23 protein-coding genes are annotated in these 23,501 nt (G+C 71.1%); 12 read left to right on the top strand and 11 right to left on the bottom strand.

Annotated features, from left to right (window positions below; translation table 11 throughout):
* Positions 1–17: 17 nt before the first annotated feature.
* On the bottom strand, positions 18–572 hold the full coding sequence (locus MBA17_RS10780; protein ID WP_238496190.1) for a TetR/AcrR family transcriptional regulator: 555 nt from the start codon (positions 570–572) through the stop codon (positions 18–20).
* A 103-nt stretch (positions 573–675) separates the two neighbouring features.
* On the opposite strand from MBA17_RS10780, the gene MBA17_RS10775 reads away from it, so the two are divergent.
* The 3 genes from MBA17_RS10775 (at position 676) to MBA17_RS10765 (ending at position 3,908) form a co-directional block, all read left to right on the top strand.
* Positions 676–2,256 (top strand): MDR family MFS transporter, encoded by a 1,581-nt coding sequence (locus MBA17_RS10775; RefSeq protein ID WP_238496189.1) that lies wholly within the window; start codon positions 676–678, stop codon positions 2,254–2,256.
* 68 nt (positions 2,257–2,324) lie between these two features.
* Positions 2,325–2,894, top strand: a complete 570-nt coding sequence (locus tag MBA17_RS50345; protein ID WP_238496188.1) for a DUF5709 domain-containing protein — start codon at positions 2,325–2,327, stop codon at positions 2,892–2,894.
* A 57-nt stretch (positions 2,895–2,951) separates the two neighbouring features.
* Positions 2,952–3,908 (top strand): GNAT family N-acetyltransferase, encoded by a 957-nt coding sequence (locus MBA17_RS10765; protein ID WP_238496187.1) that lies wholly within the window; start codon positions 2,952–2,954, stop codon positions 3,906–3,908.
* A gap of 118 nt (positions 3,909–4,026) precedes the next feature.
* Here the strand turns inward: MBA17_RS10765 and MBA17_RS10760 are convergent, their stop codons facing one another.
* From MBA17_RS10760 to MBA17_RS10745, 4 genes are all read right to left on the bottom strand, one after another.
* A complete protein-coding gene (locus tag MBA17_RS10760; RefSeq protein WP_238496186.1) occupies positions 4,027–5,340 on the bottom strand; it encodes an AAA family ATPase in 1,314 nt (437 codons plus the stop codon).
* Positions 5,341–5,431: 91 nt separating this feature from the next.
* Positions 5,432–6,901, bottom strand: a complete 1,470-nt coding sequence (locus MBA17_RS10755; RefSeq protein ID WP_238496185.1) for a serine/threonine-protein kinase — start codon at positions 6,899–6,901, stop codon at positions 5,432–5,434.
* Entirely contained in the window at positions 6,898–8,016 is a 1,119-nt protein-coding gene (locus tag MBA17_RS10750; RefSeq protein ID WP_238496184.1) for a hypothetical protein, read from the bottom strand. Before MBA17_RS10750 ends, MBA17_RS10755 begins: the two co-directional genes overlap by 4 nt.
* Entirely contained in the window at positions 8,013–8,804 is a 792-nt protein-coding gene (locus MBA17_RS10745; RefSeq protein WP_238496183.1) for a hypothetical protein, read from the bottom strand. The genes MBA17_RS10750 and MBA17_RS10745 overlap by 4 nt, the downstream gene beginning before the upstream one ends.
* Positions 8,805–8,909: 105 nt before the next feature.
* Between MBA17_RS10745 and MBA17_RS10740 the strand changes: the two genes are divergently transcribed.
* Entirely contained in the window at positions 8,910–9,356 is a 447-nt protein-coding gene (locus MBA17_RS10740) for a PIN domain-containing protein (protein WP_238496182.1), read from the top strand.
* Between the two features lie 79 nt (positions 9,357–9,435).
* Positions 9,436–9,624: a hypothetical protein gene (locus MBA17_RS10735; RefSeq protein WP_238496181.1), complete on the top strand. Its 189-nt coding sequence runs from the start codon at positions 9,436–9,438 to the stop codon at positions 9,622–9,624.
* A 163-nt stretch (positions 9,625–9,787) separates the two neighbouring features.
* On the opposite strand, the gene mctP is transcribed toward MBA17_RS10735, so the two are convergent.
* The 3 genes from mctP to MBA17_RS10720 all read right to left on the bottom strand — a co-directional run bounded on the left by mctP (position 9,788) and on the right by MBA17_RS10720 (position 12,379).
* Complete coding sequence (mctP, locus tag MBA17_RS10730) at positions 9,788–11,446, bottom strand: monocarboxylate uptake permease MctP (protein WP_238496180.1); 1,659 nt, start codon at positions 11,444–11,446, stop codon at positions 9,788–9,790.
* Positions 11,443–11,673, bottom strand: coding sequence for a DUF3311 domain-containing protein (locus MBA17_RS10725; RefSeq protein ID WP_238496179.1), 231 nt, complete (start codon positions 11,671–11,673; stop codon positions 11,443–11,445). Before MBA17_RS10725 ends, mctP begins: the two co-directional genes overlap by 4 nt.
* 145 nt (positions 11,674–11,818) lie before the next feature.
* A complete protein-coding gene (locus tag MBA17_RS10720) occupies positions 11,819–12,379 on the bottom strand; it encodes a VOC family protein (protein WP_238496177.1) in 561 nt (186 codons plus the stop codon).
* A 264-nt stretch (positions 12,380–12,643) separates the two neighbouring features.
* Here MBA17_RS10720 and MBA17_RS10715 point away from each other — a divergent pair, with 264 nt between their 5' ends.
* From MBA17_RS10715 to thyX, 3 genes are all read left to right on the top strand, one after another.
* Positions 12,644–14,803 (top strand): anthranilate synthase component I, encoded by a 2,160-nt coding sequence (locus MBA17_RS10715; RefSeq protein ID WP_238496176.1) that lies wholly within the window; start codon positions 12,644–12,646, stop codon positions 14,801–14,803.
* A gap of 80 nt (positions 14,804–14,883) precedes the next feature.
* A complete protein-coding gene (locus MBA17_RS10710) occupies positions 14,884–16,029 on the top strand; it encodes an amidohydrolase family protein (protein WP_238496175.1) in 1,146 nt (381 codons plus the stop codon).
* An 88-nt stretch (positions 16,030–16,117) separates the two neighbouring features.
* The gene (gene thyX / locus MBA17_RS10705; protein ID WP_238496174.1) at positions 16,118–16,840 is read left to right on the top strand and encodes an FAD-dependent thymidylate synthase; all 723 of its coding nucleotides are present in this window, start codon (positions 16,118–16,120) and stop codon (positions 16,838–16,840) included.
* A gap of 10 nt (positions 16,841–16,850) precedes the next feature.
* Here thyX and MBA17_RS10700 read toward each other — a convergent pair whose 3' ends face one another.
* Together MBA17_RS10700 and MBA17_RS10695 are read right to left on the bottom strand one after the other, a co-directional pair.
* Positions 16,851–17,159: a ubiquitin family protein gene (locus tag MBA17_RS10700; protein ID WP_238496173.1), complete on the bottom strand. Its 309-nt coding sequence runs from the start codon at positions 17,157–17,159 to the stop codon at positions 16,851–16,853.
* A 40-nt stretch (positions 17,160–17,199) separates the two neighbouring features.
* Complete coding sequence (locus MBA17_RS10695; RefSeq protein WP_238496172.1) at positions 17,200–18,279, bottom strand: WD40/YVTN/BNR-like repeat-containing protein; 1,080 nt, start codon at positions 18,277–18,279, stop codon at positions 17,200–17,202.
* Positions 18,280–18,706: 427 nt separating this feature from the next.
* Here MBA17_RS10695 and MBA17_RS10690 point away from each other — a divergent pair, with 427 nt between their 5' ends.
* Together MBA17_RS10690 and MBA17_RS10685 are read left to right on the top strand one after the other, a co-directional pair.
* Positions 18,707–19,504 (top strand): helix-turn-helix domain-containing protein, encoded by a 798-nt coding sequence (locus MBA17_RS10690; RefSeq protein ID WP_238496171.1) that lies wholly within the window; start codon positions 18,707–18,709, stop codon positions 19,502–19,504.
* A gap of 296 nt (positions 19,505–19,800) precedes the next feature.
* Positions 19,801–20,322, top strand: coding sequence for a hypothetical protein (locus tag MBA17_RS10685; RefSeq protein WP_238496170.1), 522 nt, complete (start codon positions 19,801–19,803; stop codon positions 20,320–20,322).
* Between the two features lie 231 nt (positions 20,323–20,553).
* Here MBA17_RS10685 and MBA17_RS10680 read toward each other — a convergent pair whose 3' ends face one another.
* Positions 20,554–21,672, bottom strand: coding sequence for a globin domain-containing protein (locus tag MBA17_RS10680; RefSeq protein WP_238496169.1), 1,119 nt, complete (start codon positions 21,670–21,672; stop codon positions 20,554–20,556).
* A gap of 644 nt (positions 21,673–22,316) precedes the next feature.
* Here MBA17_RS10680 and MBA17_RS50340 point away from each other — a divergent pair.
* Entirely contained in the window at positions 22,317–22,691 is a 375-nt protein-coding gene (locus tag MBA17_RS50340; RefSeq protein WP_455432735.1) for a hypothetical protein, read from the top strand.
* A gap of 105 nt (positions 22,692–22,796) precedes the next feature.
* On the top strand, positions 22,797–23,486 hold the full coding sequence (locus MBA17_RS10675) for a gamma-glutamyl-gamma-aminobutyrate hydrolase family protein (RefSeq protein ID WP_238496168.1): 690 nt from the start codon (positions 22,797–22,799) through the stop codon (positions 23,484–23,486).
* Positions 23,487–23,501 lie beyond the last annotated feature (15 nt).

Below are 23,501 nucleotides of genomic sequence, written 5' to 3'. Positions count from 1 at the left end.
CCTATCTGCTCAGGTCCCTATTCGCTGGAGACCAGTTCGAAGGCGACCTCCAGGGCGGCCTCCTTGCGCTCCTCGTCGGTGATGCCTTCGCTCATCGGCAGGAATGCGGCGGCGTGCACCGCGAACAGCCCCAGCGAGCTTTTCACCCTGGTGACAGGGGAGGCGTCGGGCGCGTGCAGCAGGGCGACCAGGTCCATCATGAGCTCGCGGTTCTTACCGACCGTCGGGTGGTCGCGCAGCGCCGTCTGGTTGCGCTCGAAGAAACGCATGATCGCGGTACGGTGGGCGCTGTAGAGGTCGTCGCAGTAACGGCGGACGATCTCCCTGCGGGTCTCCACAGTCTGGGGTTGGCCGCGCGCCCAGTCAAGGATGCGCTGGATGTCACCCAGGCGGCCCTCTGCCAGGCTCGCCACGATGTCGTCCTTTGACCGGAAATGGTAGTAAAGGGCCGCTTTGGTCACGCCGAGCTCCTCGGCGATCTCACGCAGGGAGGTCGCCTCGTAGCCCTTCTCGTTGAACAGCTCAAGGGCCACCCGCTGGATCCGGGTACGAGTGTCGGCCTGGTCCCTCATATGTTTTTGCATCCTTATTAACTTGACGGCCGGTAAGTAGCCTTCTAATCTCGTCATCCTACCGAACGCTTGCCGGTCGGCAAGTAAGGAAGCTGGGGGACACGTGAACGAGATCACCGAGGTGCCCGGACGGCGACGAGAAGTCATGATCGTACTGCCCGGGTTGATGCTGGCCATCGTCCTGGCGATGCTGGACAACATGATCGTCGGTACGGCGATGCCCCGCATCGTCGGCGAGCTCGGCGGGCTGGCGCACCTGTCCTGGGTCGTCACCGCCTACGTGCTCGGCACCACCGTCTCGACCCCGATCTGGGGCAAGATCGGTGACCTGTACGGCAGGAAGTCCATCTTCATGGCCTCGATCGTGATCTTCATGATCGGCTCGGCCCTGTGCGGGATGGCCGGTTCCGCGCTGCTGGGCGGGCCCGCGGACGGCATGGCGGAACTGATCGCCTTCCGCGCCCTGCAGGGTCTCGGCGCCGGTGGCCTGATGGTGAACGCGATGGCCATCATCGGCGACCTGGTCCCGCCCCGCGAGCGCGGGCAGTACCAGGGCATCATGGCCGGCGCCATGTCCCTGGCGATGATCGCCGGGCCGCTGGTCGGCGGGTTCATCACCGACCACCTCGACTGGCGCTGGGCCTTCTACGTCAACCTGCCGTTCGGCGCGGTCGCCCTGGTGCTGCTGGCACTGCGGCTGAAGCTGCCGAAGTACCGCACCGAGCACCGCATCGACTGGCTGGGCGCCGCCCTGCTCTCGGTCGGCATCACCGCACTGGTCCTGATCGCCACCTGGGGCGGCAACCAGTACGAGTGGGGCTCCCCGCAGATCCTCGGCCTCGGCGCGCTCGCGGTGGTCACACTGGTCCTGTTCATCCCGGTCGAGCGCCGGGCGGCCGAGCCCATCATGCCGCTGAACCTCTTCAGAAACCGCAACTTCACGCTGATCTCGCTGATCGGCTTCCTGCTGGGCTTCGCGATGTTCGGCGCCATCACCTTCCTGCCCCTCTTCCAGCAGACGGTCCAGGGGGCGTCGGCGACCAACTCCGGCCTGCTGCTGCTCCCGATGATGGCCACCGCCATGGTGGTGTCGCTGTTCGTCGGGCGCGCGATCACCAAGACCGGCAAGTACAAGATCTATCCGGTGATCGGCGGCGTCGGCATGGCGGTGGGCATGTGGCTGCTCTCGCTGCAGGGCGTGCACACCCCCACCTGGCAGACCGGGGTGTTCATCGCGGTGCTCGGCCTCGGGATGGGCTTCCTGATGCAGACCACCATGCTGATCGCGCAGAACAGCGTCGAGCAGCGCGACCTCGGGGTGGCCAGCAGCGCCTCCACGTTCTTCCGGTCCATCGGCGGCTCGTTCGGGGTCTCCCTGTTCGGCGCGGTCTTCAACAGCCGCCTGGTGGCGGACCTGACGGAGAAGCTCGGACCCCAGGGGGCCAAGCTCGCGGACGCGGGGGGCCAGCTGTCCCCGGCGGCCCTGGGGCAGTTGCCCGCGCCGGTGCGCTCCGGGTTCCTGGAGTCGCTCGCCTCGGCGATCTCCGGCGTGTTCTGGTGGGCTGTGCTCTTCGCGGTGGTGGTTCCCCTGCTGGCGGCCTTCCTGAAGGAGATCCCGCTCCGCGGCGCCGCCCCGGGCGAAGCCGTCCCCGATCCCAAGGACACGGTGACCGCACACGACTGACCTCCCGTTACCGATGCCGGGGGATGGGCAGCAACCGGGGAGAGGGGAACTGAGGCAGGGAGGTCACCGTGAATGAGAACATGCCCGAGCGCGACCCGCGTTCGAGATTCGAGGACGAGGGCATCCCCGACCTGCAGGACGGCATTCCCGGCCAGCAGTGGGCGGTCGACCCGCAGGAGGCCCCGCTGCCCGGCGACGAGCCGGTCGCGATCGACGACTACGGCACCACGGCCGCGGAGGAGCACGGCCACGAGTCGCTGGACGGCCGCCTCGACCGTGAGATGCCCGAGGAGCAGGCGCTCTTCGACTCCCCTCCCCAGGCGGACGAACTGGAGGGGGAGGAACCGCTGGGTGAGGCCGAGGAGGAGGAGGTTTTGACCGAGGAGAGTGGTCTCGGGGTGGGTTCCGACCTCGACACCCGCTACCAGCGGGACACCGGAACCGACCCGGAGTGGACCGCCCAGCCCGAGGAGCCGTCGGGGACGGTGTGGGACGAGCCCCGCCGGGCCGGCCGGCTCGTCGGCCCCGGCGAGGGCGCCCACGCGGACACCGAGGCCGACGAGATCGCCACCGAGGTCGGTCCCGACGGCGGCGGCTTCTCGGCGGAGGAGTCCGCGGTGCGCGTCGATCCCGAGTGAGACCGGGCGGCGATAATTCACATGCCGGCGGCTGGGGGTCAGGGTCACACTGACCCCATGGAGACGACGGAACCGCTCGCCGGCCACGTGATCAGGCGGCCCCGGATCGAGGACGCGGCGCAGATCCACGAGTTGGTGGCCGCCTGCGACACCCGGGTGCTCGGCAGGCCGGACACGACGCTGGACGACATCGCCGACGAGCTGGGCGAGCCCGGCTTCGACCGGGACCTCGACGGCTGGCTGGTCCATGACCTCGACGGCGCGCTGGCCGGCTGGGGGTGGGCCTGCCGGAAGGGCGCGGGCGACATCGTGGACATCGACGTCGTCACCCGTCCGGACGTGCCCGAGGTCACCGCGTGGTTGTGGGAGACCGTGACCGAGCGGGGCCGGCGGATCGCCGCCGGCCTCGGCCACCCTGGCGTACGGCTCGACATCGGGCTCTACCGGGGAGACCACGGCAAACGGGCGGTCGCCGCCGCCCACGGGTTCGCCCCCGCGACCAGCTTTCACCGGCTCCGCGCCGACCACGAGGGACCGGCGGCCGCGAAGGCGGCGATCCTGCCGGGCGTCACCTTCCACCAGGGACTCACCGAAGAGGTACGCCGGCAGGCGCATCTGGTGAAGCAGCGGGGATTCGCCGGGCACTTCGGGTTCGCGCCCCTGCCCTACGACGAGTGGTGCGCGGAACTGGTCTCCTCCAGCAGCCACGACTGGGCGCAGCTGCTGCTCGCCCGGGTGCATGGGGCGCCCGCCGGGATGCTGCTCGGCACCGACCACTTCGCCGCCGACGACAACTGCGGTTATGTGCGCAACATCGCCGTGCTTCCCGCCTTCAGAGGCAGGGGGCTGGGGCGCGCGCTGCTGCTGCGGGCCTTCGCGGCCGACGCGGGCCGTGGCAGGGTGGGCACCTACCTGCACGTCGACGCGGGCAACAGCACCCCGGCGCTGGCGCTCTACCTGTCGGCGGGGATGCGGGAGGTGCTCGTCATCGACGTGTGGCGCAAGACGCTCTGACCGGTCCGCGCCATCTCCGGCGGGGACGAATCGACGACGACCTCCGCACCCGTTGGTCGCCTGAGATCGGCGAGCCGGGTCTTCCGCCGCCGGACGTGGCCCCGCCCGCCCGATCCTGTCACGGAGTGACCCGGTGGGCCGCCAGATGGGTGAGGACCGACTGGTTGGCCTCCCACCCGTCGGGGAACTTCACCGGCACCCCGAGCTGCACCGGCTCCGCCGAGGGGTGGGCGTCGAGCAGTTCGGGGATGCCCGCCCTGGCGACCACGACGCAGGCGTGCCGGTGCCGCGACGTCAGCACGCACAGCCTGCCGGACTCCAGGTGGAAGGCGGTCGCGTCGCGCCGCCCCGACAGCGGGTGCAGCACGATCGTCACGTCGTACTCCCTGCCCTGGAGGCGGTTCGCGGTGTCCACGGTGATCTCGGGCGGCACCCCGGCCGCGCGGATCGCCGCCACCTGGTCGCGGTGCGCGGCGCCGACCGCGATGCGGTCCGGGCCGACCGGGTGCTCGCCTCGCTCGGAGACCGCCACGGGGGCGCGCTGCACCAGACGGGTGGCGAGCAGCGCCACGGCCCGTACGGCCTCCGCGTCGGTGCGCACCGTGTGCCGTTCCGGCAGCTCGTACAGCGCCCAGCCGGTCGCCGCCGCCTCCTCTAGGGCCCGGTCGAAGGAGGTGCGCATGCCGTCGGCGGTGAAGCGCAGGCTCCGGTCGTCCGGCCCGGTGCCCGCCCGGAATCCGGTGAACGGGTAGAACGCCTCGGACACGACGGGAGCCGCCGAGGCGGGCAGTCGCCAGGAGACCGGCAGCCGGTGCACCGGCAGGTCCGGGTTGTGCCGCAGCAGCACCGACACGGCGCTCTGCACCGGATCCCACGACAGGCCCGCCCAGCGATCGCCGTCCACGACGGAGAACGGGTCGAGCTGTCCGGGGTCGCCGACGAACAACGCACGCTCGAAGTTGCGGGCGATGCGCAGCAGCTTGTCCGAGCGCATCTGGTACGCCTCGTCCACGATCGCCCACGGCCAGGTCCGCTCGCCGATCCACGCCCACTTGTCGGCGGTCGCCACCACCACCGCCGGGTCGCCCAGATCGGGCACCTTGGCGGCGACCCGCACGTTGCCGTGCGCGAGCAGCCGGGCCGGTGCGCGGTACGCGGAGGCGGACAGCCGCCCGATCGGCAGGCCGGGATGCTCCGCGGCGAGCCGGTCGATCAAGTCGTCGACCTGCTCGTTCGTCTGCGCCACGATCATCAGGGGGTCGCCGGTCTCGGCGATGTGCCCGGCGGCGCGCACCACCAGCGTCGACTTGCCCGCCCCCGGCGGCGAGTCCACCACCACCCCCCGGTGCCCCGGCAGATCGGCCAGCACCGCCGCCACCACCGCCCCGGCCTCCGCCTGCGGGGTCCCGGCCAGGCTCGTTCGTGAGGTCATCGAAACTCCTTAGGCGTGAAGAACCCTGGCTTCGGGCGGGGCAGGGAACGCGGCGCGGGCCCGCAGGACCCCGGTTCAGGGAGAGGAGGGGTCATTCCCAGTGTTCGGCCGCGTCCGCGTCGTCGGGGACCCATTCCTCCGGCGGCCCGCCGTGGGTCCACGGGGTCAGGTCGGGGTCGGGCAGCGACGCGGACGCCTGGAAGTCGTCGGTCAGCGAGGTGTAGCAGACCCGCTCGCCCACCGCGGGCACCGCGCCCGGGGACGGGGTTTTGCCGCGCCCCATCCCCTTGGTGATCTTCAAGGTGATCTCGCCGCCGTCGGTGGCGACCAGCTCCGCCTCCTGGCCGCGCCGGTCCGGAGTGCCCACGGCGGTGCCCGCGGCGAGCCGTACGGGATCGACGGTGCGGATCGTCACCAGCGGGCGGAGCTTGCGCGAGCGGCCCTCGCCCTCGGTGTGCTCGGGATCGGCGGCGATGACCTCGCCGGCGAACGCCTCACCGGTCAGCCGGTACTCCGCCATGATCAGCGGATCGTCGTAGGCGCGCTGGACGTCGAAGGACACCCGGGCCCGCTCCATCCTGGCCAGCCGGGACGCGGCGGCGACCGCTCCGTCGCGGCGGGCCTGCGGCGGCCCGCCCTCGGCCACCCGGCCGAGGAACTCGGTGAAGGCGCCGCGGTCGTACTCCCAGCGCCGGGTCACGCTCGCCCCCGCGGGCAGCCCGCGCAGCAGCTCGGCCGCCCGCCACACCAGCCGCCACGTCGGTTCGAGCTGGGTGCGCACCGCCTCGCGCACCCGCTCCACCGCGCGGGCCGTCGGCGCGCGCGTGTACCCCTCGATGGCGGGCGCGAGCACCTCGTTGTCGAAACCCGGATCGGTCGCCGGCCCCGCGGGCGGCCACAGGAGCGGATCCTCGGCCTCCTGCGCGGCGCGCAGGCCGGTCAGGCCGGGCGGCGGGTCGATCCAGCCGAGCAACGCGGCCAGATTGGCGTCCTCCAGGCCGCTCTGCCCGCTCGTCCAGTGCAGAGCCAGCGCGTCGGTGGCGGAGACCAGCAGCGAGGAGCCGGGGTACGCGGCCCGCTCGGCGAAGAACGTCAGCCACCTGCCGAGCACCGGAACCGAGGGATGCACGGGATAGGGGCCCTCGGCCCGCCGGAACCTGGTGGACCGGCCGAGCAACCCGGTGAACGCCGCCGCCTGCCCGTTCGGCACCAGCACCTGCGGCGCGGACAGACACCGCTCGTACGGCTCCGCCCCCCGCCGCGTGGCGGTCTCGGTCTCCTTCGCGAACCCCTCCACGTACGGCAGGAGCACCTCGGCCAGCTCGGCGGCGAACGCGAACCGCAGATCCCGGTCACGCGGCTGCGGCACCACCAGCAGCCGCGGCGAGCCGGGATCGGTCCCGATCATGGCCGCCAGCGGCGCGGCCGCCTCGCCCGCCATCCGCAACGGGATGAACACCATGGGCGCCTCGGCGATGTGGCAGTGCCGTACCGTGGCGGCCGGCTGGGCCCGGCCCTCCCGCACCGCGCGCAGCCGCGCGAGGGCCGTGAGCGCGCTCATCGGGCGGGTTCCAGCGACTCGGCGCGCAGCCGGTCGGCGAGGCGGAGAAGACGGGCGATCTCCTCCTGGCCGTCGGCGGGGCCGCGGGTGCCCTCGGCGAGGGCCAGCGCCTCGTCCACGCCGGCGACGCCGCCCAGCTCGTCGCGCACGTGCCGGCCGAGCAGGTCGGTGGAACCCTCGTCGCGCGCCTCGTCGCGGCAGAACAGGCACATGTCGCAGGTGGATCGGCATTCCGGGGCGTAGCGGGCGGCGACCGTGCCGATCGCCTCGGCCAGCTCGGCCACCGGGCGGGTGGGCACGCCGTCCGCGTCGGCCGCCAGGTCGAAGGTCAGCCCGGACGGCAGGCCGGAGACGAGGTCGCCCACCCCCGTCATCCTGGCGAGCTGCCTGCGCAGCACGGCGAGTTGCCTGCGCACGTCGACCAGGGTCGCGACGGGCCGGTTGGCGAAGTTCTCCGGGCAGACCAGGATGACCTCGTGGGAGACGCGGCCGGGATCGTGTCCGAGCTCCTCGACCAGCCGGCGCAGGGCCAGCACGTAGACGGCCGCCTGACGGGCCGCGGCGGCGACCTTCGCCGGTTCGGCCTGCCCGTCGATCACCGCGAAGGACTTGATCTCCACGATGTGGAAGCGGCCGCCGAGCCGGAAGGCGACCACGTCGGGCTCCAGGTAGGAGGTGTGGCCGGCGATCTCCAGGCTGAGCAGCGGGTGGTCGTAGAAGGTGCCGGCGTCGTCGCTGTCGCGGGCGGCCCGGTCGATCAGCGCCCGGGTGTGGGCGTGCCGGAGGTGGGCGCCGACGTCGGCGGCGTCGTGGTACGCGACCAGCGGGATGGGCAGGCCGAGCACCTCGCGCAGCAGCCGCAGCAGGCCGGCGCAGCCGTTCGCCTTCACCTGGGCCTCGAAGACGTCGCCGCGGGTGATGGCGAAGCGTGACTGGCCGAAGGGCGCGGGGAAGCCCAGGTGCCTGGCGGTGGAGTCTTTGTCGATGCCCGCGGCGTCGAGCACCGCGCGGCGCGCACAGCCGGGGTTCGCGGCCAGGGCCGCGATGGCCCGGGCGTCGTGCGGGCGTGGCGGCACGGGCCCCCTCAGGGCGTCGAGCCGGTCGGTCGCCATCATGCTCCTCTCTGGGCGTGACTCAGCGTAGCTGCTCCGAACAGCTGTTCCACGTCGCCGAGCTGTCGCGCGGCGCGTTCCGCGGTGCCGGCCCGGCCGGCCGTGTCGGCCTCCAGGTGCACCGTGAGCTCCGCGGCGGCGGCACGGATCACCGTCTGCGGCTCGGCGCCGCCGAACCGCTCCACGGCGCCGGGGATGTTCTGCGCCATCCGCGACAGCAGCCGCAGCGCGCCGGGCGGGGCGTCCTCGCCGGCCCTGGTCAGCCTGCCGAGGTGCTCGGCGATCCGGCTGGCGGAGACGAGGAAGTCGACGCGGTGGCTGAGCGGGCCGACGATCCTTTGTTCGAGCGGCCAGGTGCTGACGGCGAGCAGGCCGCGGGCGGGGGACAGGCGGTCGGTCAGCGCCGCGCACAGGTAGTAGGGCCGGGAGAAGGGCGCGGTGCGGAAGGACCGTTCCTCGTCGCGGCGCAGGCTGGTGAGCCGCCCGGCGCTCAGCCCGCCGGCGAAGAACGCCTCGTGTACGGCTACGACCAGCCGGGCGGCGGTAGGCACGCCGAGCAGGGCCAGGGCCTGGTGGACCTGTTCGCGCACGGGCAGCAGCGACGGCGTCCCGGCGGGCTCGGGGGCGTCGCCGTGCTCGGCGGACACCGCGTCGTCCCAGGCCAGCTCGGCTTTTCGCAGCTCGCCCCGGAGCGAGCGCGCCAGCGTGCTCTGCCTGGCCTTCACCGCCCGGCGGACCTCGCCCCTCAGCTCGCCGATCCGCCGCTCCAGGGCGTCTAACGGGTCACTCACGGCGGGCAGCGTAGCAGGAGCTTCCGCGTGTCTCCCTTGAGTTCCACGGATTTCCAGCATTAAAGTGAAGGCCATGCTTCGGTAATGGTGCGAAAGGGGCAGGCGATGCGGAACCTCTCGTTTGGCCGGACAGTCCACCTGCTGGATGTGGAGAACCTCGTCGGATCGGCCCGCCCGGGCACCCGCGAGGTGGCCACGATGATGACCCATTACCGCAGGCGCGTGCCCGCCGGAGTCATGGACCAGTACGTCGTGGCCGTCAACCACGGGGCTCTGCTCACGGTCGGCATGGCCCTGACCGGAGTTCAGCTGCTGGCCCGCTCCGGCCGCGACGGCGCCGACAACGCGCTGCGCGAGGTGATCATGCTGGACCACCTCGACGCCAGGTTCGAGCGGGTGGTGATCGGCTCGGGCGACGGCATCTTCACCGAGCTCGCCGCCTGGCTCGCCGGCCTGGGCATGCTCGTGGTGGTGGTCTCCCGGCCGGGCGCCCTCAGCCACGGGCTCCGCCGTACGGCCCGCGAGGTCATCCCCCTCGATCTGGCCGCGTGATTGAACACCTGTGATCGTTTGGGTAACGCTATGGTGACATATCGCCTGTCAGAGGATGAGGACCGACAGACTGGGGCCCATGGTGAAGTGGATTCTGGTGGTCGTGGGGGTGCTGCTGGCCCTGATGGGGATCCTGTGGACCCTTCAGGGGCTCGGGTTCGTGGGCGGCAGCGTGATGTCGGGCGCCACGGAGTGGGCGGTGATCGGCCCGATCACGGCACTCGTCGGAGTGGGCCTGGCCGTGGTCGGCCTGCGCCGGGCACGCTGACTCCAGCGCGCGGCCGGGCACGCTGACCACTGGCACGGCACCCACTGGTACGGAGCCGGGCACGTCGGCCTGCCGGCGGGTGAGCCGGGTGTGGACCCGGGGGTGACTCCGGTGACTCCCGCCGTACGGCCGACGACGGTGTGCCGCCGGCCGTACGGTTCGGTCAGGTCGCGGTCGTCGTCGGCGCGGGGGGCGCCTCCGTCGGCGAGGGAGCGGTCGTGCCGTCCAGCTCGAGGTCCTTGACGCGGGGGTCGCCCTCGTCGGCGAGGTAGTGGTCGGGCCGGGTGGTGTCGGTGCCCTCGGCGACGCCGGCGCGGCGGCAGATCACGGTGGCCACGGCGGCCACCACCAGGTTGACGATCAGGGCCAGCAGGCCGGCGTAGACGGTGGTCGTGGTGTCGAAGCCGAGGTTCCCCAGTGAGAAGGCCGAGCCGCCGAAGTGCGCCTTGCCGCTGACCGGGTTGGGGATCGTGTAGAGCATCATGACGCCCGCGGCCATGCCCGCGACCCAGCCGGCGACCAGGCCGCCACGGTGGAACCAGCGGGTGTAGAGGCCGATGGCGACCGACGGGAGCGTCTGCAGGATCACGACGCCGCCGATGAGCTGCAGGTCGATGGCGAACTGCAGATCGAGGAAGATGATGCAGAGCACCGCGCCGATCTTGACGGCCAGCGAGACCAGCTTGGAGACGCGTGCCTCCTCGGCGTCGGTCGCGTCCGGCTTGAGATATTCGCGGTAGATGTTGCGGGTGAACAGGTTGGCCGCGGCGATCGACATGATGGCCGCGGGAACCAGCGCGCCGATGGCGATCGCGGCGTAGGCGACGCCGGTGAACCAGTCGGGGAACATCTGGTCGAACAACCGGGGCACGATCGTGTTGTTGTCCTTGCCGATCGGGGTGGTCCCGGCCGCGATCGCCATGTAGCCGAGGATCGCGATCAGCCCGAGCAGCAGGCTGTAGGCGGGCAGCGCCGACATGTTCCGCTTGATCACGTTACGGTTCCGCGAGGCGAGGACGCCGGTGATGCTGTGCGGATAGAGGAACAGCGCCAGGGCGGAGCCGAGCGCCAGCGTGACGTACTGGAGCTGGTTGCCCGCGTTGAGCAGGATCCCGTCGCCCTTCGCCGCGGAGTCGGTGAACTTCTGCTGGGCCTTGTCGAAGATGCTGTCCCAGCCGCCGAGCCGGGTCGGAATGTAGACGATCGCCACCAGGATCACGATGTAGATGAGCGTGTCCTTGACGAAGGCGATCAGCGCGGGTGCGCGCAGCCCGGACTGGTAGGTGTACGCGGCCAGGATCGCGAACGCGATGATGATCGGCAACTGGCTGAAGAACCCGGTGCCGGTGATGCCCATCGACTTCAGCACCGCCTCGATCCCGACGAGCTGCAGCGCGATGTAGGGCATCGTCGCCACGATGCCGGTGATCGCGATCAGCAGCGCCAGCGTCGGCGAGCCGAACCTGGCCCTGACGAAGTCGGCCGGGGTGACGAACCCGTGCACGTGCGACACCGACCAGAGCCTGAGCAACACCAGGAACACGATCGGATAGACGATCACGGTGTACGGCACGGCGAAGAAGCCCATCGCGCCCGCGCCGAAGACCAGGGCGGGCACGGCGACGAAGGTGTAGGCCGTGTAGAGGTCGCCTCCCACCAGGAACCAGGTGATCCACGAGCCGAAGTTGCGCCCGCCCAGCCCCCACTCGTTCAAGCTGTCCAGATTCTCCGGCCGCCGCCAGCGGGCCGCCACGAAACCCATCACGCTGACCGTCAGGAAGAGCACCGTGAAGATGATGATCTCGGTTACGTGCTCGCTCATCGGCCGTTCCTCCGAGACACGCGATAGACGATCGTGGTGCAGGTGACGCCGATGGCGATGAAGGCGAGTTGCAGCCAGTAGAAGAGCGGGAAGCCGAAGAGGCGGGGTTCGTCGGAGTTGAACAGGAACGGCAGCAGGGGGATGATGATCGGCAGCACCAGCAGCCAGTTCCACGGGCTGTGGTCACTTCTGGCGGTCGGCGGCCGGTCGGTGTTCGGTGCGCTCAACGGATCTCCTTGGGCGTGCGGAGAGAATGCTGACACGGGAGCGTAGTTTCACCCCGGCGTGCGGAAGCTCACCGATCGCCGAACGGGCGTGTTGGCGCGGTGAACGGCTGAGGGGGGCTTGCGGACGCCGGACGGCCGAGGGCGGTCACACGGTCCGGTCCGCCGCTGTCCTCGGCTCGTGCCTGACGTCGCCGGGCTGGTCCAGTTCGCGGATCCAGGCGGCGAACTCCACCAGGATGCCGTCGGGGTCCTTGAAGTAGATCGAGCGGACGAAGACGCCCTCCCGCATCGTCGGCGCGATCCCGAACTCGCTGTCGTCGTGGTTGAGCAGCACGCTCACGTCGACACCTTTGGCGACGAGCTTGTCGCGGTACTCCTCGATCTTCTCGGGGGACACGTCGAAGGCGACGTGGTTCATCGATCCCACGGCCGAGAGCAGTTCGCCCCGGTCCGGGAGGTTCCTCGGGGCCGAGACGCCCGGCACCGGCTCGGGGGCGTCGGGGAACCAGAAGAACGCCAGCGCGTCGCCTCCGCCGCAGTCGAAGAAGAAGTGCTGCCCCCAGCCCATCGGCAGCTCGATCGTCTTGATCAGCGGCATGCCGAGCACGCCGGAGTAGAAGTCGATCGTCCGCCGCATGTCGGAGCACACGAGCGCCAGGTGGTTCACCCCGCGCAACTCGAACTCGCTGTTGATCCTGCCGGCCATGGTTCGCCTCCCGTCGCGGTAATCGACTGCTTATCACAGGTGCGCGGGCGACACCACGCTCCCGCCGCGAACGGTTCGTTGCATGATCACCGCAGTGGGCGGTAATCTGTACGGCATGCGACACCGTCCAGCCCTTCAGTGGTGGCGCCGTCAGTAGGCGGCGCTGGTTTCGCATTCGCGATTTTCTCGACGGCCGCCCCGAGTGGCGGCCTTCTGCGTGTCCGCCCCGGGGCATCGATCAACCGGACTAAGGGGCGACACAGGGTGGAGATCAGCGGATATACCACTGCGGGGGGAATCGGAGTCGAGGTCTCGACGTCCGACGTCCCCGAGACGGTGCTGGAGGAGGTCGTCAGCACGCTGGGGGAGCGGCGCGGCGGCGTGCTCTCCTCCGGGATGGAGTACCCGGGCCGCTACAGCCGCTGGCACCTCGCCTACATCGACCCGTGCCTGGAGATCGTGGCCAGGGGACGGCGGATCTCGGCCCGCGCGCTCAACGCCCGCGGCAAAGTGGTCCTGCCGGCCGTGGTGACCTGCCTGCTCGCGGCGGGCAAGCCCACCGGGGAGCCCTCGGACGAGCACATAGAGATCTACGTGGCCGAGTCGGAGGACCTCCTCCCCGAGGAGATGCGCAGCCGCCGCCCGACGGTCTTCACCGCGCTCCGCGAGGTGATCGCCGCCTTCCGGGGCGACGACGAGCACCTCGGTCTGTACGGCGCGTTCGGCTACGACCTGGCCTTCCAGTTCGAGCCGATCCGCCAGGTGCTCACCCGCCCCGCCGACCAGCGTGACCTGGTGCTGCACCTGCCCGACCGGGTCATGGTCATCGACCGCAAGCGGGAGACCAGCAAGGAGTACCGCTACGAGTTCACCGTCGACGGGGTCTCGACCAGCGGCCTCGCGCGCTCGGGGGAATCGGTGCCGTTGCCGTCCGCGCCCCCCGAGGTCCCGGCGGACCCGGAGCGTGGGACCTACGCCGAGGTCGTCGCCGCGGCCAAGGAGAAGTTCGTCAGGGGCGACCTGTTCGAGGTCGTCCCCGGGCAGGTCTTCCACGCGCCCTGCACCGACCCCGCCTCGTTCTACCGGGGCCTGCGGCACAGCAACCCGGCGCCGTTCGAGTTCCTGTTCAACCTCGGGGAGGGCGAGCACCTGGTCGGCGCGTCCCCCGAGATGTACGTCAGGGTGAGCGGCGACCGCGTCGAGACCTGCCCGATCTCGGGCACCATCGCCCGGGGCAGCACCCCCGTCGAGGACGCCGAGGCGATCAGGACCCTGTTGTCCTCCGTGAAGGAGGAGTCCGAGCTGACGATGTGCACCGACGTCGACCGCAACGACAAGTCGCGGATCTGCGTGCCCGGGAGCGTCCAGGTCATCGGCCGCCGCCAGATCGAGATGTACTCCCGGCTGATCCACACCGTCGACCACATCGAGGGCCGGCTGCGCCCCGAGTTCGACGCCCTCGACGCCTTCCTCACCCACATGTGGGCCGTCACCGTCACCGGCGCCCCCAAGACCTGGGCGATGCAGTTCATCGAGGACCACGAGGCCACCACCCGCCGCTGGTACGGCGGAGCCGTCGGGTTCGTCGGCTTCGACGGGACGATGAACACCGGGCTGACCCTGCGCACCGCGCAGATCAGGAACGGCGTGGCCATGGTTCGGGCCGGCGCCACGCTGCTCTACGACTCCGACCCGGAGGCCGAGGAGCGCGAGACGGAGCTGAAGGCCAGCGCCCTGCTCGGGGCACTGGCGGCGGTGGGCGTCGAGGAGGTCCCCGCCGTGCCCGGTCTGCCGCCCGCGGAGCGACCGGGCGAGGGCATGCGAGTGCTCCTCGTCGACCACGAGGACTCCTTCGTCAACACCCTGGCCGACTACTTCCGCCAGCAGGGCGCGAGCGTCGTCACGCTGCGCCACGGGTTCCCGCAGACGATGATCGAGGAGGTCGCGCCCGACCTGGTGGTGCTGTCCCCGGGCCCCGGCTGGCCCTCCGACTTCGGGGCCGCCGATCTGGTGGCGGCCCTGTACGAGCGGCGGCTGCCGGTCTTCGGCGTGTGCCTCGGCCTGCAGGCCATGGTGGAGCAGGCGGGCGGCGAGCTGGAGCTGCTGTCCGCCCCCGAGCACGGCAAGCGCGGCCTGGTCCGCCGGCTGGGGGACAGCGCCCTGCTGGCCGGGCTGCCCGAGGAGTTCACCGCGGCCCGCTACCACTCGCTGCACGCCAAGCAGGCGGGGGTGAAGGGGTTCACGACCAGCGCGCTGACCCCTGACGGCGCGGTGATGGCGATCGAGGACCCGGTCAACCGGCGCTTCGCCGTACAGTTCCACCCCGAGTCGATCCTCACCGCGCAGGGCGGGGCGGGCGCGAAGGTCATCGCGAACGTGCTGCGCCTGACGCGAACGGCGGCCGCGGAGGTAAAGGGCAGGTAGAACGCCGCGCCGGGCGGACACGTGGCCTCTAGGCTCCAGCGGGTCCGTGTCCGCCCGCACGCTCCGCGGAAGGAGGTGCCATGTTCCCCCCCGGCCTGCCGGACCAGGTGCGCGAGGCGCTGCTCGCCCCGCTCGTCGACCACCACTGCCACGGGGTGCGCCGCGACGATCTCGGCAGGGCGCGGTTCGAGCTGATGATCACCGAGGCGGCCACCCCCGCACCGCCCGGCACCACCCATTTCGACACCCCGGTCGGCGCGGCCATCCGGCGCTGGTGCGCGCCCGTCCTCGACCTGGAGCCGCACGCGCCGCCCGCCGTCTACCTGGCCAGACGGTCGGAGCTCGGCGCGGCGGAGGTCAACCGGCGGCTGCTCGGCGAGTCGGGCATCGTGGCGTTCCTGGTGGACACCGGCCTGAACACGTCCGAGACGCTGTCGTGCGCGGAGATGGGCCGGCTCGGCGGCGCCGCCGCCGACGAGATCGTACGGCTGGAGCAGGTCGAGCAGGCCGTCGCGCTCGCCGGGCCCGCCGCCGTCGACTACCTCGACGACGTCGTGGGCGAGCTGGCCAGGCGGGCGGCCAGGGCCGTCGGGCTGAAGTCGGTCATCGCCTACCGCGACGGGCTGGAGTTCGATCCGTCGCGGCCCAGCCGGGGCTCGGTGATCGCCGCGGCCAACCGCCGCCTGGCGGAGCCGGCCAGGCGGCTCACCGACCCGGTGCTGCTGCGTCACCTGCTGTGGTCGGCCGTCGACGTCGCGCGGGAACGGTCGCTGCCGATGCAGTTCCACTGCGGGTTCGGCGACCCGGATCTCGACCTGCACCGCACCGACCCGTCGTTGATGACCGGGTTCATCCGGGCGGTGCAGCCGCTCGGGATACCGGTGGTCCTGTTGCACTGCTATCCCTTCCACCGGCAGGCGGCCTACCTCGCCGGCGTCTTCCCGCACGTCTACGTCGACGTCGGCCTCGCGCTCACGCACACCGCCGCGGGGTCGGCCGCGGTCATCGGCGAGCTTCTCGAACTGGTTCCCTTCCACAAGCAGATGTTCAGCTCCGACTGTTACGGGGTGGCCGAGACCTGCCATCTGGGGGCCCTCTACTACCGGCGCGGGCTGGCGCGGGCGCTCGGCAACCGGATCTCGGAGGGGGAGTGGAGCGCCGGCGACTCGGCACGGATCGCCCACATGATCGGTTCGGGCAACGCGAGACGGGTCTACCGGTTGTGAGCGTCCCCCGCCGCCGCCGGACGCGGAGGGCACCCACCCGGCCTGTAATGTGGGGGCCGCCCGAGTTCGCGATGAAGGGGATCAACAGGTGGAAGACAGCCGGCCGCGGTTTCTCGACGACGTCACGGTGGAGCTGGTCAAACACAGCGCCGCGGATTCCGATGTGCTGTTCGCGGCCCGTGTCTCCACCGCCGGGGAGCAGTCCCTGGAAGAGGTGAACAAGGACCCGGAGCGCTCCAAAGGGCTGATCAACTTCCTGATGCGCGACCGGCACGGCAGTCCCTTCGAGCACAACTCGATGACCTTCTTCATCAGCGCGCCGATCTTCGTCTTCCGCGAGTTCCACCGGCACCGGGTCTGGTCCTACAACGAGGAGAGCGGCCGGTACCGCGAGTTGCAGCCGGTCTTCTACGTGCCCGGCAGGGACCGCAAACTCGTCCAGGAGGGCCGGCCGGGGCGTTACGTCTTCGTTGAGGGCACCGACGAGCAGCACAAGCTCGTCACCGAGGCGATGGAAAGCTCCTACCGGCAGTCGTACGCGGCCTACCAGGAGATGCTGGCGGCCGGGGTGGCCCGTGAGGTGGCCAGGGCGGTGCTGCCCCTCGGCCTCTTCTCCACCATGTACGCGACGTGCAACGCACGGGCGCTGATGCACTTCCTGTCCCTGCGCACCAATAACGAGGACGCCAAGGTCCCCTCGTTCCCGCAGCGTGAGATCGAGATGGTGGCCGAGAAGCTGGAGACGATCTGGGCCGGGCTGATGCCCCTCACCCACGCCGCCTTCGTCGCCAACGGCCGCGTCGCCCCCTGACCGTCCGCTCTCAGGTCAGCGCGGGCAGCACGTAGACCTCCGCGCCCGGCGGCATAGCGCACTCCAGGCCGCCGAGCCTGCGGGTGTCCTGCCCGTACACGAACATGCTGATGTTCCGCTTGACGTGGCCGTACTCGTCGCACAGCCGTTTCTCGAGCAGGGGATGGGTACGGCGGAGCTTGCCGAGGGCGGTGCCGAGCGTGGGATGGGTGTCGTCGTCCTGCGCCACGGCGAAGACCCGCACCTCACTCGCCCCGCTGACCCAGCGCCGCAGCGTGCTGGGCAGCACGAACGTCACGAGGGTCACGGGCCTGCTCATGAGGTCATGGTCATGGCGACGGGCGTGCCGGTGGGCACGGTCACAGCACCGTGGCGCGCACGGTGAGGACGTCGGGCAGGTGCCGTGCGATCAGCGACCAGCTCTCGCCGTCGTCGCGGGAGCCGTACACCTCGCCGTCGCGGGTGCCGAAGAACACCCCGGCGTCGGAGGCGCACATCGCGTCGCGCAGCACGGCCGCGTGCACCGGCGTGTCGGGCAGGCCGTCCGCGAGCGCCCGCCAGGAGCCGCCGCCGTCGTCGGTGCGGTAGACGCGGTAGCGGTTGCCGACCGGCACGCGGTTGAGGTCGGACTCCAGCGGGAGCACGAAGACCGTGTCGGGCCGGCTGGGGTGGACCACGATCGGGAAGCCGAAGTCGGAGGGCAGCGAGTCGCCGATGGAGCTCCAGGAGGAGCCGAAGTCGTCGCTGCGGTAGACGCCGAAGTGGTGCTGGAGGTAGAGCCGGTCAGGCCGCTCGGGATGGAGGGCGACCTTGTGCACGCACTGGCCGAACTCCGGATACTGCTCGCCCTCCGGCAGGAAGGGGGCGCGGATCCCCTTGTTGGCGGCGCTCCAGCTCTGCCCGCCGTCGGTGCTGCGGTAGAACCCCGCGGCGGAGACGGCGACGGCGATGGTCTTGGGGTCGCTCGGGTGCGGCAGCACGGTGTGCAGGCACAGGCCGCCGCCACCCGGCTGCCAGCGCTCCCGGTGCGGATGCTCCCACAGCCCCTCGACCAGCGAGAAGGTCTCGCCCGCGTCCTCGCTGCGGAACAGCGCTCCCGGCTCGGCCCCGGCCCAGACCACCCCGGGCTCGGCGGGGGAGGGCTGGAGCTGCCACACGCGGGCCAGGGTGGCGCCGGTGCCCTCGGGGAAGGCGACGGGCGGCCGCTCGGACTCCTGCCAGGTCTCCCCGAGGTCGTCCGACCACATGATCGAGGGCCCGAAGTGGCCGTACTCGATCGCGGCGAGCAGTCGCGGCGCCGGTCCGCGGGTGTCGATCGCCACCGCGTGCACCGCGATGGTCGAGAACTGGACCGGATCGACCTCGAAGGGTCCGTCATCCGCGGCGCGCGCCAGGAACAGTCCCTTGCGCGTGCCGATCGCCAGGAGCGTGTCGCCCATGGCCGGCCCTCCCCTCTTACTCTCGATTCGAACACTGGATCGGCATCATCGTGTCATGTTGCGGGGCGGGCTGCCGGGCTCTGTGCGATTTGCGTCGGCGGTTCGTCCCGCGTCTCGCGAATACCCGCTGATCGGATGGGCGACGCGGCCGGCGGCTGGGGCCTGTCGGTCCAGCCGGAGTTCCGGGCCGCCCCGTGGTCGATGACGAAGCCGGGCTCGCGCTTCCTGTATGCCCCCACCAGGCTCGACAGTACCTTTCTGGTCGCCGGGAACTGTCGAAGCGGTTGCTGCCGGCCACATGGCCGTGGTCCGGCCTGGACGGGGTGGGCGGGCTCCCATCGGCTGCCGACCGGCCATCGTCACCGGCCGCTCGCGCCTACCCGGGAGGTAATCGCCGCGATTCTCTCCCGCCGATAGCGTTGGCCGCATGACATCAGCGGTGGTCGAACGTGAGGAGAGCGTCGGTGATCTGCTGCGCAGCTGGCGGCAGCGGCGCAGGGTGAGCCAGCTCGACCTGGCGATCGAGGCGGAGGTCTCGGCCAGGCACATCAGCTTTCTGGAGACCGGCAGGGCACGGCCGAGCCGTGAGATGGTGCTGAAGCTGGCCGGGCACCTGGATCTGCCGCTGCGTCACCGCAACCGCCTGCTGCTGGCCGCCGGGTTCGCCCCCGTCTACCGTGAGCGCGAGGTGGCCGCACCGGAGATGGGCCCGGTACGGCAGGCGCTGGACAAGATCCTCGCCGGTCACGAGCCCTACCCCGCCCTGGTCGTCGACCGGGCATGGGACCTGGTGGCGGCCAACGACGCGGCCGGGATGTTCCTCGAAGGGGTGCCCGCGCACCTGCTGGCCGAGCCCGTCAACATCATGCGGCTCTCCCTGCATCCCGAGGGCATCGCCCGCCATCTGGTCAACCTGCCCGAGGTCAGGGCCCATCTGCTCGCCGGGCTGCGCCGCCAGGCGGAGCTGTCGGGCGAGGGCGTGCTCGCCGACCTGCACGACGAGCTGGCCGCCTACCGCTATCCCGGGGTCGACCTCAACGTCGCCCTGCTGCCCGGCGGCTCCGACATCCTGGTGCCGCTGCGCATCCGGCACGGCGACACCGTGCTGTCGATGTTCACCACGATCGCGACCTTCGGCACCCCCGTCGACGTGACCGTCGCCGAGCTCGCGATCGAGACGTTCTGGCCCAACGACGAGGAGACCGCCGCCTTCTTCAAGAACTAGGCGAGGTAGCGCCGCCGGAGCGCGGACAGCCCGGCGGCCCCGATGACGCGGGCCGGCGCGGTGAGGACGAGCAGCGGAGTGCCGGTGAACTTCCCTCGGCAGGGATTCCGGGGGCGGCACGATGGTGTTCGCGATCCGGTGGCCGACGCCGAGGGCGGGCCCGATCGACTCGCCGAAGAGCTGCCGCGTCAGGAACACCACCCAACCGACGGCCACGGCGGCCGGCGCACCCTCGCTGTGACGAGTGTCACAGCGAGCACGGCGAACCTGGGCGCGTGATCGGGGCTCAAACTGGCGTGAACAACACATTCCGTACGCTGATCGTGGCCGCTGCCGCGGCGGCCGTCGTTCTGCCGGGCGCCTCGGCCCAAGCCATGGCGACCCCCGTCTACAAGAAGCCGAAGATCTTCGGCACGACCTTCCAGCCGGACACCGGCCACGACTTCTCGAAGAGGATCCACCCCCGCCGCAACGGCATCCTGCGGGGCTGGATCACCACAGTGCAGGGTCAGGTCGCCGAGTACGAGCCGATTCGATGGAAGAAGGGCACCAAGACCGAGGGATACTTCGTCGGCCCGCCCGAGGGCGACGTGCAGGCGTACGCGTCGCCGATCTCCTCCAGCGTGCGATTCCTGAGCGCGCATGGATGCAAGGCCTCGATGACCGACCTGACGGTGGACAGGCGCACCGGCCTGGGGAACAAGCGCTGCTCCAGGAGCACGCTGATCAAGCGGGCCAAGAAGCCGGCCCCCCGTCCGGCGCTGATCACCGTGCACCGCGGTCACATCGTGCAGGTCCAGGAGATCTTCACCCCCTGACGTCCGACGCCCCTGCCGGGAGGCGTGGTCTGCCGCGGCCGCCGCCTGGGGGCGGGCGAAGTAGAGGCTGCGGTCATGCCTGGCACGAGTGGACGCGACACGTGTCCCTCCGGTTACGGACATCGGTGAGCCGGAAGCCGCCCGGGACGAGCGGCCACATCGGGTTGGGCACGAGGACGGCCGGTCGCCGAACAGGCAGGCGACGACCGGCGAGCGGCTCGACCTCGAGCCTCACGGCTCGCCGGGGACGGTGTCGCGGTGGATGCGGGTGAGCGGCATCCCGCCCTGCTGGAGCCGGCGGACGGTCTCGTTGACCATGGCCGACGGCCCGCACACGTAGGCGACGTGCTCCCGCCAGGAGCGAAAGCGTCCCACCACGTCGGGCAGCCGGCCCCGTACCCCGTCGTAGCCCGGCTGGTCGGAGATCACCGGCAGCACCCGCAGCGACGGGTACCCCGCCCGCATCCGGTCCAGGTCGGGCAGGTCGTACAGTTCGCCGGTGCGCCGCGCGCCGTACAGCAGGTGGATGGCGGGACGGTGGCCCGAGCGGATGACGTGCTCCACGATGGCCTTGAGCGGGGCCAGGCCGGTGCCTCCGGCGACCGCGAGGATGTCGCGGCCGGTGTCGTGCGACGGGGTCATGCCGCCCATCGCCGGGCCCAGCGTCACGGTGTCGCCGGCGCGCGTGTGCCTGACCAGCGTGCCGGACACCCACCCGCCGGGTACGGCGCGCACGTGCAGGCGCATGGTGCCGTCGGCGCGCGGCGCGTTGGCGATGGAGAAGGCGCGCCACACCCGCGGCCAGCGCGCGGTCTGCACGTTCACGTACTGCCCGGGCTGATACGGCAGAGGCTGGGCCGGGCGCAGGGTGATGACGGCGATGTCGGCCGTCCGGCACTCGTGGTCGATCACCTCGGCCGGCCACCACGCGGGCGCGACCCCCTCGTCGGACCTGGCCGCCTCGATCATGAGGTCGGCCGCGGCCCGGTAGGCGGCCACCCAGGCGGCCTCCATCTCGGTGGACCAGATCTCGGCGGCGAAACGCCTGGCGGTGGCGATGAGGGCGTTGCCGACCGCGCTGTAGTGCTCGGCGAGCACGCCGTACTTGCGGTGGTCGCGCCCGAGCTGACCGAGATAGGAGGCGAGGGTGGCCGGGCTGTCCACGCTCCAGACGATCCGCGTCAGCGCGCTGAACAGGCGGTCGCGCTGCACGTCCATCGCGGGCGGGAACATCCCCCGAAGGTGCGGGCTCTCCGCGAACAGGCGGCCGTAGAAATATGTCGCGGCCGGGACGGCCGCGGGTTCGATGAAGGCGAAGCTCTCCTTGACGAGACGCGGATTCAATAACATTTACCGGAACCCACCCTAATCGATCGAAATTTCGTCCGATCGCCTTGACGCACCTCTCTGACGGTTCCGGGTGATGAGTGATCGGTGACCCCGGTCCGTCCGATCGCTCGAATTAGAGTCTTCCACCGTTACTTGGACGACACAACCTACTTGCCGCAATATGGTGCGTAAGCGAACTGTTCGTAATTGCAGTGTGATTATCCGTGATCAAGAGAATTGATGGGCGCAAGAGGTGAAAACGAATCATGTTCACCATTTATCGGGTGGCTGGTCGTGGGGCCGTGTTCGCTGATCCGGTGTCACCTGACGTCGAATTCATTGCCCCGGATCGGCGAGGGTGCGGTGGTGCGAGCCGTTCGCCGAGCGTCGTAAGCAAGCTCACGTTTGCACAGCCCCTGAGGGGGGTCGCCGATGGCTTCGACGCGGGCGCACTGTGCCTGGAGTCGCTGCTCACAGGCGGGGTCCGGCGGGTCGGCGAGCTGTCGCGCCACGAGTCGCCGCGGGATCCCGGCGACTCGGTCGCCGACCGGCGACCTCCCGTCTGCACGTGCCTCCCGGTTCGGTGACCCCCGCGGACGTGGACGCCGCCCGGGTGCCGCGGGACGCGCTGTGGCGCCTCGCCGTGGCCCTGGTGCGCGGCCCGGGTGCGGCGGGCCCGGGTGCGCGGCACGGCGGGGGACGCGGGGGACGTGGGCGACGTGGGTGTGGTCAAACGGGCCGCCGCCTCGCCCCCGGCGCCGCGCGTGATGACGGACGGGACGGTCGGTGGGGCCGCGCCGGTGACGGTCGGGGCGATCGGGTCCAGCGTGGCGCGCGATGCGGTGGAGCTGCTCACCGGGCCGCCGGCGCCGCGAGTGCGCGGCGGCCGACCGCCGGCTCGTCTTCGTCGACATCTCCCGGCCGGGCCGGCGGCGGTGGTCCCGATGGAAAGATGTGAAAACCGCGACAAAGTACGCGCTCACCGAGGTCGTGGGGCCGGAAGATTGCGAAGAGACGGCACCGATACCCCAGATGCGTAAGACTACCGAAATGTTCTGCGCCATGATGGGATCGCGACTGGAAATGGGGTGGGTGTCGCCCGCGACCGGGTGGTACGACCTCGCGCATGCCCCTCTGGAGATCGAATGTCCCGACCGCTGATCGGTATCACCGCTTATCTCGAGGCCGCCCGCTGGGGAAACTGGGTGCGCGAGGCGGTGTTGTCGCCTCCCTCCTACGCGGGGGCGGTGACGAAGGCCGGCGGTGCGCCCGTGGTGTTACCGCCACTGCGCCTGGACTCGATCGACGACTACGTGCGCGGCCTCTCGGGGGTGATCCTCGGCGGCGGGGTGGAGCTCGACGCCACCCTGTACGGAGGGACGCACGACGAGCGCGTGGAGGATCCTCAGCCGCACCGTGACCGGTTCGAGCTGGCGCTGGCCCGCGCCGCCGTACAGGCCGGGGTGCCGGTGCTCGGGGTCGCGCGCGGGATGCACGTCCTCAACGTGGCGCAGGGCGGCAGCCTGATCCCGTGGCTGCCCGAGGTGGTCGGCCACACGCGGCACGGCGAGGCGGGACTCCCGCACACGATCCAGGTCAGCGTGTCCAGCAAGCTCGGCAAGGCAGTGGGCGACCGGGTCGAGGTGACCGCGCCGCACCGGCAGGCGGTCAAACGCCTCGGCACCGGCCTGCTCGCCGTGGCCTGGGCCGACGACCAGATCATCGAGGGCGTGGAGCTGCAGGGCCACAAGTTCGCGCTGGGCGTTCAGTGGCACCCCGAGCGCGGCGAGGACAACAGCGTGATCGAGGCGCTGGTGGAGGCGGCGAGGCCCTGACGGTTAGGGTCCGGT

It is taken from the genome of Dolomitihabitans soli, from assembly GCF_022213955.1.
Lineage (GTDB): Bacteria > Actinomycetota > Actinomycetes > Streptosporangiales > Streptosporangiaceae > Streptosporangium_A > Streptosporangium_A soli.
The sequence above is the reverse complement of the archived record's forward strand: the minus strand, read 5'-3'. Positions and strand labels throughout refer to the sequence as shown.

What these genes read in the sequence shown, in the direction of transcription:
- MBA17_RS10675 (WP_238496168.1), top strand. Translation starts at nt 22,797, where the DNA reads ATGTCCCGACCGCTGATCGGTATCACCGCTTATCTCGAGGCCGCCCGC.
- mctP (WP_238496180.1), bottom strand. Translation starts at nt 11,446, where the DNA reads ATGAGCGAGCACGTAACCGAGATCATCATCTTCACGGTGCTCTTCCTG.
- MBA17_RS10765 (WP_238496187.1), top strand. Translation starts at nt 2,952, where the DNA reads ATGGAGACGACGGAACCGCTCGCCGGCCACGTGATCAGGCGGCCCCGG.
- MBA17_RS10735 (WP_238496181.1), top strand. Translation starts at nt 9,436, where the DNA reads ATGGTGAAGTGGATTCTGGTGGTCGTGGGGGTGCTGCTGGCCCTGATG.
- MBA17_RS10710 (WP_238496175.1), top strand. Translation starts at nt 14,884, where the DNA reads ATGTTCCCCCCCGGCCTGCCGGACCAGGTGCGCGAGGCGCTGCTCGCC.
- MBA17_RS10680 (WP_238496169.1), bottom strand. Translation starts at nt 21,672, where the DNA reads ATGTTATTGAATCCGCGTCTCGTCAAGGAGAGCTTCGCCTTCATCGAA.
- MBA17_RS10720 (WP_238496177.1), bottom strand. Translation starts at nt 12,379, where the DNA reads ATGGCCGGCAGGATCAACAGCGAGTTCGAGTTGCGCGGGGTGAACCAC.
- MBA17_RS10690 (WP_238496171.1), top strand. Translation starts at nt 18,707, where the DNA reads ATGACATCAGCGGTGGTCGAACGTGAGGAGAGCGTCGGTGATCTGCTG.
- MBA17_RS10780 (WP_238496190.1), bottom strand. Translation starts at nt 572, where the DNA reads ATGAGGGACCAGGCCGACACTCGTACCCGGATCCAGCGGGTGGCCCTT.
- MBA17_RS10695 (WP_238496172.1), bottom strand. Translation starts at nt 18,279, where the DNA reads ATGGGCGACACGCTCCTGGCGATCGGCACGCGCAAGGGACTGTTCCTG.
- MBA17_RS10740 (WP_238496182.1), top strand. Translation starts at nt 8,910, where the DNA reads ATGCGGAACCTCTCGTTTGGCCGGACAGTCCACCTGCTGGATGTGGAG.
- MBA17_RS10750 (WP_238496184.1), bottom strand. Translation starts at nt 8,016, where the DNA reads ATGATGGCGACCGACCGGCTCGACGCCCTGAGGGGGCCCGTGCCGCCA.
- MBA17_RS10700 (WP_238496173.1), bottom strand. Translation starts at nt 17,159, where the DNA reads ATGAGCAGGCCCGTGACCCTCGTGACGTTCGTGCTGCCCAGCACGCTG.
- MBA17_RS10760 (WP_238496186.1), bottom strand. Translation starts at nt 5,340, where the DNA reads ATGACCTCACGAACGAGCCTGGCCGGGACCCCGCAGGCGGAGGCCGGG.
- MBA17_RS10755 (WP_238496185.1), bottom strand. Translation starts at nt 6,901, where the DNA reads ATGAGCGCGCTCACGGCCCTCGCGCGGCTGCGCGCGGTGCGGGAGGGC.